We start from the raw sequence: 15,614 nt of genomic DNA, 5'->3' as shown, positions 1-15,614 counted from the left end.
GCAGCACGTCTATTGACTATGAAACGTCAACCACGCTGGGTTTCATTTGCACCCAGGGCAGAAAAATAGGCCAAACAAGTTAATGTATGTGAGAACCTAATTCTTCGAGTAAGGTTCGTAGCTTGGTGAATTCGGAGGTTTTATCGAAAAAGAAACGTACCCCGTATTGTTCTCCAGCCCGCCGATAAACCTGACTCACGTTGTTACTGAAAATTATTTTAAGATTGTCGATGTACTTGTTAGACTTGGCGAGGGTTTTAAGCAAATTCATTCCGTTGCCTTGCTTCAACTCAATATCAAGAATCAAAATATCGAAACTCTCAGCGTCAATTTTTTCGAGCGCATCATTTTCTTCTTCCGAAAATCCAGCCAGCGTCACCCCTTGAATACCGTTGACGGTTTCAATAATCCAATCCCGTACATCAGTGGAGTCTTCCACCAAAAAAATACGCAGCGGTCCTGACTGCATTTTTTTCGATTCAGAAGTGACAGTTTTTTTCATGAATATTTAATTAATCTCAGCAGTGTTCGTAGCAATTTTATGCATAACGTCGCTTTTTTCCAAATAGACAAAGAAATTTTAACCACTCCTAACAGGATGCCAGATCCGGCAACCGCTTCGTCACCCCGTTAGCGGGAAACCAGTATTGACGGTCATCGGTCAATCAATCAAATTATTTTTAATCGCGTAATAAATAATGTCGGCATTATTCGTCATGCTCATTTTTTGCAAGACGCGGGTACGGTACGTACTGACAGTTTTCACACTAAGGCACAATTCGTCGGCGATTTTTGTAACGCCTTCGCCTTGACTCAACTTATAAAAAATTTCATATTCTCGCTCAGACAGCAACTCATGCAAAGGCTTTTGATCATCCGTATCGGGGTCCGCAGTCAATAATTCCGCTACCCCGTAACTAATATATTTATGGCCATCCAATATGGTATTGATCGCCTTGACCAGTTCCGTGGCAAGGGCTTCCTTCTGCACATAGCCATTAGCGCCACTACGAAGAACCTGCACCGCATAGCGACTCTCAGGGTGCATACTTAATATCAATACGGGCAGTTTAGGTTTTTCACGCTTGATTTGTTTAAGCACCTCAACCCCGCTCTTGTCCGGCATCGCGATATCCAGCAGCACAATATCCCAGTCCTGCGCGCGTACCATGCGGATCGCTTCTTCAGCGCTGGCCGCTTCGCCGCCAATCTCCATATTTGGAATATCGGCAATAAAGTAATGGACGCCTGCGCGAACAACGGCGTGGTCATCGACTACCAATATTTTTATCATAAATTCCACAATCTTTTTAAAACGCCAATCGCGAAAGGAATTTACATCTTGGTGTTCACCATACAAATGGGCATTAATTCGTGTTTTCGGAAATCCTAGCGCTTCATCAGTTTTACACTATTTTTTGCGAATCCATCTGAAATAAATGCAAACATTACAAGTTCCAAATTTTGTATTCGTCGTTATCTCGTTCCAAAGTGCAAATTTCCGGGAGCTCCGTACGGAGCACCCGGTATGGCTGTAGTCTGCTGTAGCCTTAAGCTACCCGACTTTCATTTACTTTAATTAACGTAATCGAATGTCGTTTTTAACTGACTGCACGCCTTTTACGCCACCGGCAACATTCGCTGCCGTTGCAGCATCCTGACGTTGCGCCACGAACCCGCTCAATTGCACTACGCCCTTAAAGGTTTCAACGTTGATTTCAGCAGACTTTAAGGTTGGCTCATTGAAAATTGCGGCCTTGACTTTGGTCGTGATCACCGTGTCATCAACATAACCACCAGTGCCTTCCTTCGTAGCCGTTGCTGCACAACCCGCCAGCGACAGCATAAGTAGCGCAAAAAAGAAACCGGCGAAACGTTTGGTGATTGATGTCATAAAATTCTCCTAAAAATAATTCATAAAACTACCGGGTGGTACTCATCCGCGCATGGATAGCGCTTCATTCTTGATGTTCGAAACGTCGTTACCTGGAAGGCCAGTTACATACGACTGAAACAACGTTCCAACTCACGTTAGGGGCGATAGTCTTTATGATTATCTTCGAAGTCTTTGATTTGCTTCTCGGCCTCGTCCTTGTTTACGCCGTAGGCCTCTTGAATTTTACCGGACAGGTCGTCGCGCTTGCCTGCGATCATATCGATATGGTCATCGGTCAACTTGCCCCATTGTTGCTTGATGTTACCTTTGAGTTGTTTCCAGTTACCCTCAATAATGTCCCAATTCATGTTTTCTCCTGTGGTTAAATGTGTGCAATCCTTGCTTACTGCTGCTTCTTTCTTGATGCTCTTACTTTCTGCTACTTGCTGCTACTTGCTGTTACTTGTCATTATTTGCTCTTGTTTGCTCTTGCTCATCCTTAACAAATTATTTTGCGTTCCTTCGATAACACGGCAAGGCATCCGACTCAACGCGCTATCCAAGCAGATCGCGCATATCATCCGCATGCTCTTCCTCCACTGCCATGATATTGACCAACATATGGCGCGTTGTAGGATCCGTATCGCCGATACGCTCGATCATTTGCCGGTAAGTTTCGATTGCGATGCGCTCGGCAATCAAATTCGCCTTAATCATGCTCTTGATGTCGCTTGAATCGTCATATTCAGCATGGCTGCGGTCAACGATCCCCGCCGGATTAAAGTTGGGTTCACCGTTCAATTGCACGATGCGTTCTGCAATCATGTCGGCATGTTGCTCCTCCTCTTTGGCGTGCGCCAGAAACTCCGCTTTTATCGCGCTATTTTCCAATCCACTAGCGGTAAAATAATGCCGCTTATAGCGCATTACGCAAACCAGTTCGGTGGCTAACGCGCCATTGAGTAAAGCGACAACTTCCTCTCGATTACCCTGATAGCCGGACGTCACCGCACCATCATCCAGATTTTGCGCTGCTGCTCTGATCGCCGCCGTGTCAATTGGCGTGGCGGTAGTTAAGACGGGTTTGCCACCGACTTTGTTTTTGTCAGTATTCATATGCGTTCCTACTTTCTTAAAATGATCAAATGACCAACGCGACTTCCGTTGGACGGCTGGTGTGCCTCAATACAGCTAATTCGAAATCGCTAAATGAGTTGAAACCAAATCAAATTCAGATATCCAAAGTGGAACCATTGACCATGCTTATTTACCTGGCTTGTTTTTGCGACTTATTTATGCGACTTATTTACGGGAAATACATACGCCAGCCAACAGGCCCACGGCCGCCGAGATAGCTATCGCCCGCCAAGGATTTTCATGGACATATTCATCGGTAGAGGTCATGGCCGCTCTCCCGCTATCGATGGCAGCATTCTGCAGTTGCTGCGCTTTAACCAACGTATCATCAAGCAAACCAATGCCTTTATTTATCAAAGCATTCGCTTTTTCGCCTGTTTCTGAAGAGGCTTCGCGCAAGGTTGCCAACGCCTCCCGCACTAAAGCTTGCATATCTTTTTGGGTGCTGTCTAAAGATTTATTCTGCATGATCGGCCTCTTTCATGGATTGCTATTACAGGTATCTAGATGAAGTTGAATGACTGAATGTGAGAACGTCAGATCAATCAACAACCAGGTGGGAAAATATGGGCTGCCCGTCGTGCGATCTCACTTCGCGCCAAAAATGATGCAACCCGACAGGCCAAAGCATTGACGCGTTGAAATAATTTTAGCAACCGAGCTATTCACCTGACATAGGACAGGCGCTCATTGCTTTGTAGGACAAACGGAAAAGGGGCGCTCTAAGGGAGGTGCTGAAATGACTTTTTCCTTTTAAGAAGAAAGAAAAAGCGATGACGACATATAAAGCGGATTTTGAAGCTAATCTGTCAATATTAACTGGGTAAAAATTTCCGCAAACTTAACGTGGATCATGCATGAATCAGCAGGAATCCCGTAAATCAATGCGTTCCGTTTCGATAAAATCATTAAAAAAATCCGGCATCAATGTCGATGATGACCTGTTAAACGATTTTATTAGCGTTTTAAAAAAAAGTGCTGCCTGCGTGGAATAAGATGCAAAACGCGTCCGCACTTCAAAGCGATCCGCGACTTGGACCGCATGCCCCCCATCCACGCACGCGCTTTCAAGCCGCCTTCCCTACCAATTCGTTATCAGTCTCCTCACCCAAAAAGCCCCCACTTTGATGCGCCCAAAGTCGCGCATAAAGTCCATCATTGGCGAGCAACTGATGGTGACTTCCTTGCTCCACTATTCGACCTTTATCCAGCACGATCAGACGATCCATCGCTGCGATAGTCGAGAGTCGGTGCGCAATCGCGACCACTGTTTTACCTTCCATCAAACGATACAAGCTGGCCTGAATGGCTGACTCCACTTCCGAATCCAAGGCACTCGTGGCTTCGTCGAGCAGCAAAATCGGCGCATCTTTCAACATCACGCGAGCGATTGCAATTCTTTGACGCTGACCACCTGATAATTTGACGCCCCGCTCACCGACGTGTGCATCGTAACCGACGCGGCCTTTTGCATCCATCAAATCGAGAATGAACTCATGGGCCTCGGCACGTTTGGCGGCGGCGATCATGTCGGCATCGGTAGCATCAGGGCGACCGTAAAGAATATTGTCACGCACCGACCGATGCAATAACGACGTGTCCTGCGTCACCATACCCACCTGTGCCCGCAAACTGTCTTGCGTGACATGATGAATATCAACGTCATCAATCAGTATCCTTCCTTGTTCCACGTCAAAAAACCGCAATAACAAGTTAACGATAGTGGACTTGCCTGAACCAGAACGTCCCACCAGGCCGATCTTTTCACCGGGGCTTATATTCAACGACAGATTTTGAATCACAGGACGCGGACCACCGTATGAGAAATGCACGTCCTCAAAGCGCACTTCTCCCCTTTTGACACGCAATGCTTTTGCATCGGGAAGATCATTAATCGTGTGCGCCCGGGACAATGTATTGATACCGTCCTGGACAGTGCCAACCTGCTCGAACAACGATGCCATTTCCCACATAACCCAATGTGAGATGCCACTCAGCCGCAGCGCCATTGCAGTAGCGGCCGCCACTGCACCGATGCCGACCTGGCCTTGGGTCCAAAGCCACAGGACCATCCCCGCAGTACTGATAATCAGTAGCATGCTGAGGATATGGTTGATGATCTCGAAGCCGCTCACCAGCCGCATTTGCCGGTGTACCGTTTGCAAAAATTCTTGCATCGCTGTGCGTGCATAGCCAGCCTCACGACCAGCATGAGAAAACAGTTTTACGGTCGCAATGTTGGTATAAGCGTCGGTTATGCGGCCAGTCATCAACGAGCGGGCGTCGGCTTGCGATTGCGCTACGCGGCTGAGGCGCGGCACAAAATAGCGCAAGGCGAATCCGTATAAAACAACCCACCCTAGAAACGGCAATAACATCCATAGATTAAAGCCGCCGACTACCGCCACTAACGTGACAAAGTAGATCATTACGAAAACCAAGATATCTCCCAAAATCATACAGATATCACGCACAGCTAACGCGGTTTGCATGACCTTGGCGGCAACGCGCCCTGCAAATTCATCCTGATAAAAATCCATGCTTTGATTAAGCATCAGGCGATGAAAATTCCATCGCAACATCATGGGAAAGTTACCCGCCAATGCCTGCTGTTTAAACAGTGTCTGAAACGCGACGACGATGATGCTGGCGATCAGGACGATTGCCAGCAATATCAAATTCCCGCGTTCCTGAGTCCACAATAACGATGGCTGCACATGACTCAGCCAATCTACAATTTTTCCCATCATTGCAAACAATACTGCCTCAAATGCACCGATGGTGGCAGTCAACAAAGTCATCGCAATGATGTAGCGGCGCAAGCCTTTGGTGCAGGCCCATACAAACGCGACAAACCCGCGCGGTGGCGGCGCAATGACTGTTTCAGGATAAGGGTGTATCAATTTTTCAAACAGACTAAACATACAAATACTCCAAATAAAATCTGTTAAAACGTGCCTCTCTAACCGATGATATGCGGTGGCGGAAGGCAATTATTGCGTATGGCAGTGCAGGTCGACAAAGCACACTGTCGCTGCATACCGTTGAGGCAGAAGGTGGGACGTTTATAACAATGACTGAACACCGGTAAACTGCAACGAATTAGGTATTTCTGGCGGGGAGACCTCCCAAATACCGATCAAATTTCAGCGTCAATCTGATTTTCCGGCGCCGCCATAATAAACGCATCAAGTTGAAGGCAGTTATCGTTAATGCGCGTCAACGTAGGAAACGCCGATAAGTTGCATTTCTGTCTGCTTGCGTTAAACAATTGCGGAACCAGACAACAATCCGCCAAAGTAGGCGTATCGCCAAAGCAGAACTTCCCTACCCGTGCATCGGACGCGAGCGTCGTTTCGAGTGCTGCCAAACCCAACTCACACCAATGGCGATACCAAACGTTCTTGGCTTCGTCTTCCACCTTCAGGTCGCGCACCAGATAACGTAACACGCGTAAATTATTGACCGGATGAATATCACACGCGATCGTAAGAGCAATGCTACGCACAAACGCCCGGTCTAGCGGCGTTTTGGGCAGTAACGCTACATGAGGGTACATTTCGTCGAGATATTCGATTATTGCCAGGGATTGCGTCAGCACCGCACGTCCCTCCACAGCATCTTCATCGACCATGGTCGGTACCTGGCCGCTTGGATTCAACTGCCGATACATCGGGCTTAACTGCTCTCCACCATGTTTCACCAGATGCACAGGAATGATATCGCAAGGCAACTCTTTCAGGTTTAGCGCGATACGCACTCGATAGGCGGCAGAACTGCGAAAGTAACTGTAGAGTTTCATGCATTTTCCTGTGAACTGGTGCGTTATGTCGTCGCTCGGTCAAGCGCTCATCGCGCTGCCTTGCAGGATTCAAAAGAGTACTGGTGCTCGACCGGCACATCTCAAAAAAGGCGCACAAGCTGCGAGGGCCGGTTGAGATGCCGACGGTCGGCGTAGCTTATTTGGCTTCTTTCCCTGCAATCAAAAAACGATCGAAGGAATCCATTCACCTGCAAGATGAATGGGTTTATTACATTGAGGCGCGCAAAAATAGTGCGGATACTGCGAATGCTGCGTAGAGTGGTCCCGCTTTGAATATTACTGCCTTAAACAACATCAAGCACAATTGTGGCGTGCGCTAATAGATGATGCACCAATCAGACCAGCCGCAAACGCAGATCGCCGACGCCCTCAACGCTACCCTCCAACAGATCACCTTTAACCACGGCTGCAACTCCCGCAGGCGTGCCTGTAAAAATCAGATCACCGGCACGCAATTCATAGAAGTTGGACAGTTGCTCTATGGTTTCTGCGATGCTCCAGATCAATTGATTAATATCCCCCGTCTGACGCGCTTGTCCATTGACGTTGAGGTGAATTGCACCGTGTTCAATCGGCCCCGTGACGCTGATAGGATGGATGGATGAAATCGGTGCTGACTGATCGAACCCTTTGCTGGTACACCACGGGCGCCCCAGCTTTTTTGCCTCCGCCTGTAAATCACGGCGCGTCATGTCAAGACCGACGGCATAACCATAAATATGACTGGCCGCTTCGGCCGCAGGAATATTTTTTCCACCACTCGAGAGTGCCACCACTAATTCGATTTCATGGTGCAAATCTTTGGTCATCGCTGGATAAGGCATTTCCCCGACGGTACCGTGCGCGACCGGCAGCACAGCATCCGCTGGCTTCATAAAAAAGAACGGAGCCTCACGGCCGCTATCACCCATCTCTTTTGCGTGCTCAGCATAGTTGCGCCCGACGCAATAAATCCGATGAACGGGAAACAACTGCTTACTTCCTTCAACCGGCACGACCGCTTGCTGCGGTAAGAAAACGAATTCCATGGAAAATTCCTTGATTTAGCGTAGGGGGTGCCGCGTTCAGTGCAGCACGAATATTCAAATCACACAATCAGCCTGTTGCAAGCTACTATTTTTTGAAAAATATTGTCAGTCGTCGAACCGCTTCTCGCAAATTCTCCATCGAAGTCGCGTAGGACAATCGAATATAGTTGTTAGCGGTGAAAGGACCAAAATCCAGACCTGAAACTACGCCAACGCCTACTTCGTTCAGAATTTCTTTGGTTAGTCGATCTGCATCATCGCTCAGATCACTACAGTCGGCATACACGTAAAACGCGCCATCCGGTGTTACCGGCACCTTGAAACCTAAAGCAACTAATGCAGGAACAAGATAGTCACGACGCTCTTTGAATTCCGCTTTTCGTGCCTCGTAAATAGCAATCGATGCCGGTTCAAAGCAAGCGACAGCGGCATGCTGCGCTATCGAAGAGGCACATATAAACAGATTTTGCGCCAACTTTTCAACATGTGGCACAAGTGCTTCCGGCAGGACCAGCCAGCCTAGTCGCCACCCGGTCATATTGAAATATTTTGAAAAACTATTGATCACAATAATATCGTCGCCCAACGATAACGCGGAAAATGGTGCTGCGTCATAAGTGAGACCCTGATAAATCTCGTCCACGATCATGAAACCACCATGGCTGCGCACTGTGGCAACGATCTTCGCCAGTTCTGTTGACAAGATGGAGGTGCCGGTCGGATTAGACGGCGAGGCCAACAATACTCCCCGGGTGCTCTCGCCCCAGTGAGCTTGCACAGCGGCATCAGATAGCTGAAAACGCTCCGCCGGCCCACTCGGAATCATTTTAGCCGCGCCTTCGAACGCTGCCACAAAATGCCGATTGCAGGGATACGACGGGTCGGGCATCAATACTTCTGTTCCCTTTTCCACCAAAGCGGCACATGCGAGGAGCAGCGCGGCCGATGCTCCCGCTGTCACAACGATCCGCGCCGGTGCAATATCCAGCCCATACACCTGCTGATAATGCGTGGAAATTGCTTGTCTTAACGCGAGCAAACCGGTGGCAGAGGTATACTGCATTTTACCGGCGTGCATCGCTGCAGTGGCAGCCTCGACCACCAGCGGCGGTGCCGTAAAGTCAGGTTCGCCAATCCCCATGTGAATGATGTCTCGCCCCTGATGCTCGAGCGCTACCGCCATTTTTGCTAATTCCATAACGTGGAAAGGGGCAATATTTTCGAGTCGCGAAGCAAGTTTGGAAAGATTCATTAGAACGTCTTTGAAGTTAAACTCTTTGGGGCAACGGAGTCGGGACCGACAGACTCCTAATCCCCGAGTGGCGGCGGGGCAAAGTACTAGCCCCCATTTGAACAATCGAGATGAGCCCGCTATCCTACCCATTGCGTAGGGAATGACACGCAAAAAGACCGAAAAAGGTGGACCTGTCGGGCGCCAGAGTACAAGTTATCGAACGACGCCGCCACTATTTTTCAGATCACCCTTGACGACTCGACTTGCGCGAAAACCGATAAAGCCCGCGCCAGAACTTTTAAGAACGACGACCGGCGTTGACTTCCGTCTCTCTCACTTTTGCCGCAAACTTATCCAACACGCCATTGACGTATTTATGGCCGTCGATACCGCCAAAAGATTTGGTCAACTCTACCGCTTCGTTGATCACCACTTTGTAAGGAATCTCAAGGTGATTCTGTAATTCAAACGCGCCAATCAACAGGGCTGCGTGTTCAACCGGTGAGAGTTCGCTAATTTTACGATCGATCAGCGGTGATAATTCGCCACGCAAAGCGGCCGCATCCTTGATAGCGCCATACAATACAGAGTTAAAGTGCTCCGCATCGGCTTTATCAAATCCATGCGCTTCACGGATGTTCGCCTGGATGGCATAGACGTCCTCGTTATTCAGCAGCCATTGATAAAGCCCCTGTAAAGCGAACTCACGCGCTCGATGGCGCGGTGTACGACTTTTGCTAGGGTTAGCGTGCTTAGGATGCTCTTGGGATTTATTGGTCATCATTTTTCCGACTTGTTTTCCAGCCTCACGGCTGGCGGTAAACCATTTAAATACGCACGACTGTTGCGCAACTTATTACTAAAACTTATGCAAAATTACTATGGCAGCACGGCGCTGTCTTCCTTCTGCCAACCAACGATTTGGGAGCAGCACTGACAAATCCGTGGTCTGATCAATTTTGCGTAAGTCCTGTTTGCTTATTTTTTTATTACTAATGTTACTAATTATTTTCTTGCGCTACTCCGCATTCTACTTTGGGTAAGATCACAATCTCAAATCTAATGATTTGCGTCACTCCTCATCACTAGTCGATTCCGCCAACTCTTCCAGAGCAATGGACAAATTTGCCATCTCAACCGCAACGCGAGCAGCATCGATACCTTTTTCAGCCATTCTGACTTCCGCCTGCTCGTCGTTTTCGGTGGTCAGGACGGCATTGGCTATTGGAATGCCAAACTCCAGACCGACGCGGCTAATACCCGCGCCTGATTCGTTGGAAACCAGTTCGAAATGATAGGTCTCTCCGCGAATTACCGCACCAATCGCCACCAATGCATCGAATTGCGCCGTTTCCGCTAATTTTTGTAATGCTAGCGGGATTTCCAATGCGCCGGGAACGCTTACATGCAGCACGTCTTCGTCCAATACGCCAAGATGTTTCAATTCGCCCAGACAAGCGGATAGGAGGCCGTGGCAAACATCCTCATTAAAACGCGCTTGTACAATACCGATCCGCAAACCGACGCCATCCAGATTAGGTTCGTAAGTTCCGACTGTCATGGTTTTCCTTTATGCGCTGCGCGCTAAACATTTATTAAATGACCGCAATTAATTCTTGGTAATGGAAAAAGCTTCAACCTTTTTGCATTAGACACATACGCCACGCGCAAGCCTTGTGCCCATTTCGTTACAACAAAACGTCGTTAACTTTTTGTTGGATATTGCTGTCACTTGGCTGGCACCACCAACTTCAACTATTCGGCTTGTTTTGATAGCCGGTTACCTCAAGCTCAAACCCGACCATTGAGGGCATTTTTCGCGGACTGGCTAACAATTTCATTTTACCTACTCCGAGATCCTTCAAAATCTGCGCGCCAATGCCATAAGTCCGTAAATCCAGTCGCGGTAATGTGACATTGCCATCAGCACAATCGGCAAGCGCCGCAAATTTCGCAAATATCTGCTCAGAAGACTGCTCGCAATTCAGGAGTACCACTACGCCGCAAGGCGAGGCTGCAATCGCCTCCAGCGCCGACGTCATGTTCCAGGAGTGATTGGTCGCCTGGGTTTCTAACAAGTCCAGTATCGAGACGGGCTGGTGCACCCGCACTAACGTCTCTACGTCAGGCGTCGGCGTCCCATGCATTAAGGCCAGATGCGCCCCGCCGCTTGGCGTGTCGCGATAGGCAATGGTCTTGAACGTTCCCTGTGCAGTATGCGTCGTGCGCTCAGCTAGCCGCTCGATTACGCTCTCATGATGACTACGGTAATGAATCAGATCGGCAATTGTACCAACCTTAAGGTTATGTTCTGTGGCAAACACCAACAGGTCAGGTAAACGCGCCATGCTGCCGTCGTCGTTAAGGATCTCACAAATGACCGAGGCCGGTGTCAAGCCCGCCATGTGAGTGAGATCGCATCCCGCCTCGGTATGACCAGCGCGCATTAAAACGCCGCCCTTCTTTGCTTTGACCGGGAAAATATGGCCAGGCTGAACGATATCGCTCGCTTTTGTATTTTTTGCTACAGCCACCTGGATCGTCCGAGCCCGATCAGCGGCGGAGATACCGGTGGTTACGCCTTCTGCCGCTTCAATCGAGACGGTAAAATTAGTACCATACGCGGTACCGTTGCGGCTGGTCATCATCCCCAACTCCAACTGCGCGCAACGCTCCTCCGTCAATGTGAGGCAAATTAAGCCCCTTGCGTATCGTGCCATGAAATTAATGGCCTCGGGCGTGACAAAATCTGCTGCAAGAACCAAATCACCTTCATTTTCTCTATCTTCTTCATCGATCAGAATGACCATGCGACCAGCGCGTAATTCGGCGATAATTTCTTCTGTTGTTGCTATTGACATATCGTTGCCCTGAAAGGCCGGTATTGAACGGCTGTAACGTAACATTAAGCCGTCATTTTAATAGATTTATGCATCGGCGACGTTCAACCAGACGCTACTTAAACAGCAATGATCATTAAGTCCTGCGAAGGTGACGACAGCTCAAACGACACTCTGCAAAGAAAACAATCCAACATTCCAACTTATCGTCAAAACGGAATGGCCATACGCACATGATCCAGATTGCCAATCACTGCAGTAATTGGCGACTATAGCGACATGCGCTGCATGGCTTCCAATAATAGCGCGGGATCTCCGGTCGCGAGCTTTTTCGAGTCAGACAACACTTGCCGAAATCCCCTTGCGCCCGGCAAACCAGCCATCAATCCCAACATATGGCGGGTAATACTATTTAAACGCAGACCGTTTCCGTCGCGACCGTACAACGCGAGCTGACGACGAATGTAAGGCATCATCATTTCTACCACTTCTGCGCGTGACTTCACGGCAGTTTCCCCATCCGCATAGTAACGTGCGTCAAAATCTGCCATCAGATAAGGATTATGGTAAGCCTCGCGTCCAAGCATCACACCATCTACGTGCAGCAAATGAAGATCGATTTCAGCTGTCGTTTTGATCGCCCCGTTGATGATAATTTCCAGATTCGGAAAATCACGCTTCAACTGGTAAGCAAAATCATATTTAAGAGGCGGGATCTCGCGATTTTCTTTAGGGCTCAAGCCCTTTAAAATCGCATTCCGCGCATGAACAATAAATGTCTGACAACCAGCTTCCGATACCGTCCCGACAAAATCCCGGACAAAATCGTAAGATTCAATGTCATTGATGCCAATTCGGTGCTTGACCGTGACGTCAATAGCCACGGCATCGCGCATTGCCTTCACGCCGTCGGCAACCAAGTCTGCTTCAGCCATCAGGCAAGCGCCAAAAGCGCCCTTTTGTACACGCTCGGAAGGACAGCCGCAATTCAGGTTGATCTCATCGTAACCCCATTGCTCACCTAATTTAGCGCTTTTCGCCAAATCAGCGGGATCGCTGCCGCCCAACTGCAGCGCAATCGGATGCTCTTCATCATTGAAGTCAAGATGACGCGGCACGTCGCCATGCAATAGCGCTCCCGTCGTTACCATTTCAGTGTAAAGCCAGGTATGGCGAGTGATCTGTCGATGGAAGACGCGACAGTGCTTGTCAGTCCAGTCCATCATGGGCGCAACGGATATGCGCCTTTTACCGTAATTCTTTGATTTCATTGATATTTATACTGATTTTAATCGTTATTTATTGATGCAATTGACGTCATACTTCGCCGATTTACTTGATATTTTATGCTTCATTGCATCAAAATATCATGAGGCAGATGGCAACTATTTAGGCGCGGCGTAACTTTGTTCGCGACGATTCGACGAAAAGGACATAAGTCTATCAGCAAGTCGTTCGTCACCAAAGGAATGGCGCAAGAATGGTCTGGTAACTAATGGAAACAATTAGTAGTCTTTTGGCGCGCGCTTCCAAAGCTCAAGTTATTGTTAATCTAAGATGTCTTGATTTGCGACACGAGGCGATTTCGCGTCTGTTTGAGCAAGGGTACCGTATCAAGCAAGTCGCGTTAGTATCAGGGCACAGACTTGAAAATGATGACCAAAGATACACAAAAATGAAGGCAAATACGAGCGAAAGATTTACGCAGGTACGTAGAACCTAGCGAACAATCCACTTTCGGAACCAATGGGCCAACTCCGATTCGCTGAGCAGGCGGCCTGCCGTTTGCTCCATGGTCCGGATCGCCTCAACTACAAAAAATTCAAGTTTGATGGCATCATCGGCAAGAAACACACGCGCAATTACCCTTGCTGTGCGCTTGTTTCCATCGCTAAATCCGTGATTACGGGCCAAACCATAAGCGTAGTCGGCCGCTAGTCTGCGGCGTCCGGCTTCGACTCACGATCGATTTCGAGCTGTTCCGGGCGAACCATTGCCAACTCAACCGCATTTTTATCGCGTATCCCGTCTAAACCGCCGTGCGTCGCCAATTGGCTCTCATGTATAGCGTACGCTAATCTCGTCAGATCCAACGCCATGCCGTCATTTAGCTAATGCCCGTAAAATTTCCCGGTCATCGTGCATGGTTTGCTCAGCGAGAGACATTTGACGCTGGAAGTTTGAATTGCAGGATGTAATCCGATAGCCCCCATCAGCCGCATCCGTCATGTATAGCGTGTCGCCCTTTTGAACATTCAGTTTAGCTTTTGCTTCCTCGTTAAGGATAAACCCTCCCGACGAACCAACACTTGTTACTTTAAAAGTAAGTATACAAACCTCCTGTATATAACAAAAATTATATACAAGGCTGTGCCCTCTCACAATCATCCAGTAAACCCGAAAGCTCGAGCGCGTTGAACGGTCTCATGAAAAAAAGCCGTTGACGGTTATTGCCTGTCAGTTGAAGTTCACCCTTGCTTAGGTCGGTTCTTTCCTACCGACTAAATACCTTACGCCTTCAGGGCCATAATTTTCTGCGTGCGGTACGTTTGGCAGCAGGTGGAACACGCTGCCGGGCGTATAAACTTGCTCTACTTTTCCTACACGCATACGCAGCTCGCCCGTCAAAATCAATGCTTTTGCTTCAAACGGGTGGACATGTGTATCAAGAAATCCATTCGAATCTCTGTCTACAATCAACCCTTCTGCAAATCCTTCTCTAGCGATAATACTTTTAAATTCAGTCTGATCCATATCGCATCCTGTTATTTTTCTATCAACCATTTACGGTCGAGGTTGTCCGGATTAAATCTATCACTCCCACACGAAAAAATTGGGTGCTTACGGCTAATTACATCAGATCGCCAATAGACCCTTAAATCCAAGGCAATGCTCTGAATTATTTTTGCTGGAAAAAATCTTTTTTCCAGTTATAAATTTAAAAACAATCTAACATTATCACGATCTGCTAAATCGAGATCGCCACCAAAATAACATTCCATATGACAATGCTATTAGGTGGCGACTTTACTGTTCGCATAAACTTATCGGACGTAACTACATCCACGAACGCTTTATTAATGCTGCCAGTTAATGGCGCGCTCAAACAATTTGAGGGGTGATCGAGGAGCTTTCGAAACATAGCTTTAATGCCATGATTTCGCGGGATATCGTCATGGGGAACCCTTTGCGCGTTCCTCTTTGATCCATTAAAAGTTGCTCAAATAAGGCCTCGCAGGCTGATCGATAGCCCCACGTATCTGCAAACTGGTTTGCTATTCGCGGAAAGTATTTCATAAGCCATAAAGGCCAAACCTCTACCGGCAGCGTCAATACCCATTTATAAGTTGCGGCATTAAGTTTGACGTCAGAAGGACTTTCCGAGCGCCGAACATGCTCCCAGTTCACTTCTTTTTCGTCCGCTACATGATCTTTTTCGAGGACGGCTTTGGCTTCAGAAACAGTTACTACTTCGAATGGAATGAACTCCATGTCAGCCTCATATAAAATGCCGGCGAAGAGTGTCACGATAGTTGAATACAGGATTATCTGTTATTCAAGTTCACTCTTCAGTTGAATATGACGGTCTAAGTTGCCACATAGTATTTTACGCCTGATCTTTATCGTAACCAATAAATTGGTCCTTCTTATTTAGAGAATGAAAGAAACCCTCGCA

Annotated in this window: 18 protein-coding genes; 1 reads left to right on the top strand and 17 read right to left on the bottom strand. The window is 48.1% G+C overall.

The window, feature by feature from the left end:
- Nucleotides 1-79 precede the first annotated feature (79 nt).
- The 6 genes from JQN73_RS14295 to JQN73_RS14270 all read right to left on the bottom strand — a co-directional run bounded on the left by JQN73_RS14295 (nucleotide 80) and on the right by JQN73_RS14270 (nucleotide 3,481).
- Nucleotides 80-502 carry a response regulator gene (locus JQN73_RS14295; RefSeq protein ID WP_205319544.1) on the bottom strand — a complete coding sequence of 141 codons (423 nt, stop codon included), beginning with the start codon at nucleotides 500-502 and terminating at the stop codon, nucleotides 80-82.
- Nucleotides 503-661: 159 nt separating this feature from the next.
- The gene (locus JQN73_RS14290; protein ID WP_205319543.1) at nucleotides 662-1,294 is read right to left on the bottom strand and encodes a response regulator transcription factor; all 633 of its coding nucleotides are present in this window, start codon (nucleotides 1,292-1,294) and stop codon (nucleotides 662-664) included.
- Nucleotides 1,295-1,579: 285 nt separating this feature from the next.
- Nucleotides 1,580-1,894, bottom strand: a complete 315-nt coding sequence (locus JQN73_RS14285) for a BON domain-containing protein (RefSeq protein ID WP_205319542.1) — start codon at nucleotides 1,892-1,894, stop codon at nucleotides 1,580-1,582.
- A 137-nt stretch (nucleotides 1,895-2,031) separates the two neighbouring features.
- The gene (locus tag JQN73_RS14280) at nucleotides 2,032-2,244 is read right to left on the bottom strand and encodes a CsbD family protein (protein ID WP_205319541.1); all 213 of its coding nucleotides are present in this window, start codon (nucleotides 2,242-2,244) and stop codon (nucleotides 2,032-2,034) included.
- Nucleotides 2,245-2,431: 187 nt separating this feature from the next.
- Nucleotides 2,432-2,992: a ferritin-like domain-containing protein gene (locus JQN73_RS14275; RefSeq protein ID WP_205319540.1), complete on the bottom strand. Its 561-nt coding sequence runs from the start codon at nucleotides 2,990-2,992 to the stop codon at nucleotides 2,432-2,434.
- Nucleotides 2,993-3,178: 186 nt separating this feature from the next.
- Nucleotides 3,179-3,481 (bottom strand): YqjD family protein, encoded by a 303-nt coding sequence (locus tag JQN73_RS14270; protein ID WP_205319539.1) that lies wholly within the window; start codon nucleotides 3,479-3,481, stop codon nucleotides 3,179-3,181.
- Nucleotides 3,482-3,870: 389 nt separating this feature from the next.
- On the opposite strand from JQN73_RS14270, the gene JQN73_RS14265 reads away from it, so the two are divergent.
- Nucleotides 3,871-4,008 carry a hypothetical protein gene (locus JQN73_RS14265; protein WP_205319538.1) on the top strand — a complete coding sequence of 46 codons (138 nt, stop codon included), beginning with the start codon at nucleotides 3,871-3,873 and terminating at the stop codon, nucleotides 4,006-4,008.
- A 72-nt stretch (nucleotides 4,009-4,080) separates the two neighbouring features.
- Here the strand turns inward: JQN73_RS14265 and JQN73_RS14260 are convergent, their stop codons facing one another.
- From JQN73_RS14260 to JQN73_RS14210, 11 genes are all read right to left on the bottom strand, one after another.
- Nucleotides 4,081-5,937 (bottom strand): ABC transporter ATP-binding protein, encoded by a 1,857-nt coding sequence (locus JQN73_RS14260; RefSeq protein WP_205319537.1) that lies wholly within the window; start codon nucleotides 5,935-5,937, stop codon nucleotides 4,081-4,083.
- Between the two features lie 215 nt (nucleotides 5,938-6,152).
- On the bottom strand, nucleotides 6,153-6,815 hold the full coding sequence (gene maiA, locus JQN73_RS14255; protein WP_205319536.1) for a maleylacetoacetate isomerase: 663 nt from the start codon (nucleotides 6,813-6,815) through the stop codon (nucleotides 6,153-6,155).
- Nucleotides 6,816-7,171: 356 nt separating this feature from the next.
- Entirely contained in the window at nucleotides 7,172-7,864 is a 693-nt protein-coding gene (locus JQN73_RS14250; protein WP_205319535.1) for a fumarylacetoacetate hydrolase family protein, read from the bottom strand.
- 85 nt (nucleotides 7,865-7,949) lie between these two features.
- A complete protein-coding gene (locus tag JQN73_RS14245) occupies nucleotides 7,950-9,116 on the bottom strand; it encodes a pyridoxal phosphate-dependent aminotransferase (protein ID WP_205319534.1) in 1,167 nt (388 codons plus the stop codon).
- A 280-nt stretch (nucleotides 9,117-9,396) separates the two neighbouring features.
- Entirely contained in the window at nucleotides 9,397-9,879 is a 483-nt protein-coding gene (gene nusB, locus JQN73_RS14240) for a transcription antitermination factor NusB (RefSeq protein ID WP_205323374.1), read from the bottom strand.
- Nucleotides 9,880-10,170: 291 nt separating this feature from the next.
- On the bottom strand, nucleotides 10,171-10,659 hold the full coding sequence (gene ribH, locus JQN73_RS14235) for a 6,7-dimethyl-8-ribityllumazine synthase (RefSeq protein WP_205319533.1): 489 nt from the start codon (nucleotides 10,657-10,659) through the stop codon (nucleotides 10,171-10,173).
- 190 nt (nucleotides 10,660-10,849) lie between these two features.
- Complete coding sequence (ribBA, locus tag JQN73_RS14230) at nucleotides 10,850-11,959, bottom strand: bifunctional 3,4-dihydroxy-2-butanone-4-phosphate synthase/GTP cyclohydrolase II (RefSeq protein ID WP_205319532.1); 1,110 nt, start codon at nucleotides 11,957-11,959, stop codon at nucleotides 10,850-10,852.
- 248 nt (nucleotides 11,960-12,207) lie between these two features.
- Complete coding sequence (gene dusA, locus JQN73_RS14225) at nucleotides 12,208-13,209, bottom strand: tRNA dihydrouridine(20/20a) synthase DusA (RefSeq protein ID WP_205319531.1); 1,002 nt, start codon at nucleotides 13,207-13,209, stop codon at nucleotides 12,208-12,210.
- Between the two features lie 448 nt (nucleotides 13,210-13,657).
- A complete protein-coding gene (locus JQN73_RS22500; RefSeq protein ID WP_240162272.1) occupies nucleotides 13,658-13,852 on the bottom strand; it encodes a Fic family protein in 195 nt (64 codons plus the stop codon).
- A gap of 564 nt (nucleotides 13,853-14,416) precedes the next feature.
- The gene (locus JQN73_RS14215) at nucleotides 14,417-14,692 is read right to left on the bottom strand and encodes a cupin domain-containing protein (protein ID WP_205319530.1); all 276 of its coding nucleotides are present in this window, start codon (nucleotides 14,690-14,692) and stop codon (nucleotides 14,417-14,419) included.
- Nucleotides 14,693-15,040: 348 nt separating this feature from the next.
- Nucleotides 15,041-15,430, bottom strand: a complete 390-nt coding sequence (locus JQN73_RS14210; RefSeq protein WP_205319529.1) for a hypothetical protein — start codon at nucleotides 15,428-15,430, stop codon at nucleotides 15,041-15,043.
- Between the last annotated feature and the right edge of the window lie 184 nt (nucleotides 15,431-15,614).

The organism is Glaciimonas sp. PAMC28666, from assembly GCF_016917355.1.
In the GTDB taxonomy this organism is placed as follows: Bacteria; Pseudomonadota; Gammaproteobacteria; order Burkholderiales; family Burkholderiaceae_D; genus Glaciimonas.
This window is presented reverse-complemented; position numbering and strand designations above follow the sequence as displayed.

What these genes read in the sequence shown, in the direction of transcription:
- JQN73_RS14295 (WP_205319544.1), bottom strand. Translation starts at nt 502, where the DNA reads ATGAAAAAAACTGTCACTTCTGAATCGAAAAAAATGCAGTCAGGACCG.
- JQN73_RS14290 (WP_205319543.1), bottom strand. Translation starts at nt 1,294, where the DNA reads ATGATAAAAATATTGGTAGTCGATGACCACGCCGTTGTTCGCGCAGGC.
- JQN73_RS14285 (WP_205319542.1), bottom strand. Translation starts at nt 1,894, where the DNA reads ATGACATCAATCACCAAACGTTTCGCCGGTTTCTTTTTTGCGCTACTT.
- JQN73_RS14280 (WP_205319541.1), bottom strand. Translation starts at nt 2,244, where the DNA reads ATGAATTGGGACATTATTGAGGGTAACTGGAAACAACTCAAAGGTAAC.
- JQN73_RS14275 (WP_205319540.1), bottom strand. Translation starts at nt 2,992, where the DNA reads ATGAATACTGACAAAAACAAAGTCGGTGGCAAACCCGTCTTAACTACC.
- JQN73_RS14270 (WP_205319539.1), bottom strand. Translation starts at nt 3,481, where the DNA reads ATGCAGAATAAATCTTTAGACAGCACCCAAAAAGATATGCAAGCTTTA.
- JQN73_RS14265 (WP_205319538.1), top strand. Translation starts at nt 3,871, where the DNA reads ATGAATCAGCAGGAATCCCGTAAATCAATGCGTTCCGTTTCGATAAAA.
- JQN73_RS14260 (WP_205319537.1), bottom strand. Translation starts at nt 5,937, where the DNA reads ATGTTTAGTCTGTTTGAAAAATTGATACACCCTTATCCTGAAACAGTC.
- maiA (WP_205319536.1), bottom strand. Translation starts at nt 6,815, where the DNA reads ATGAAACTCTACAGTTACTTTCGCAGTTCTGCCGCCTATCGAGTGCGT.
- JQN73_RS14250 (WP_205319535.1), bottom strand. Translation starts at nt 7,864, where the DNA reads ATGGAATTCGTTTTCTTACCGCAGCAAGCGGTCGTGCCGGTTGAAGGA.
- JQN73_RS14245 (WP_205319534.1), bottom strand. Translation starts at nt 9,116, where the DNA reads ATGAATCTTTCCAAACTTGCTTCGCGACTCGAAAATATTGCCCCTTTC.
- nusB (WP_205323374.1), bottom strand. Translation starts at nt 9,879, where the DNA reads ATGACCAATAAATCCCAAGAGCATCCTAAGCACGCTAACCCTAGCAAA.
- ribH (WP_205319533.1), bottom strand. Translation starts at nt 10,659, where the DNA reads ATGACAGTCGGAACTTACGAACCTAATCTGGATGGCGTCGGTTTGCGG.
- ribBA (WP_205319532.1), bottom strand. Translation starts at nt 11,959, where the DNA reads ATGTCAATAGCAACAACAGAAGAAATTATCGCCGAATTACGCGCTGGT.
- dusA (WP_205319531.1), bottom strand. Translation starts at nt 13,209, where the DNA reads ATGAAATCAAAGAATTACGGTAAAAGGCGCATATCCGTTGCGCCCATG.
- JQN73_RS14215 (WP_205319530.1), bottom strand. Translation starts at nt 14,692, where the DNA reads ATGGATCAGACTGAATTTAAAAGTATTATCGCTAGAGAAGGATTTGCA.
- JQN73_RS14210 (WP_205319529.1), bottom strand. Translation starts at nt 15,430, where the DNA reads ATGGAGTTCATTCCATTCGAAGTAGTAACTGTTTCTGAAGCCAAAGCC.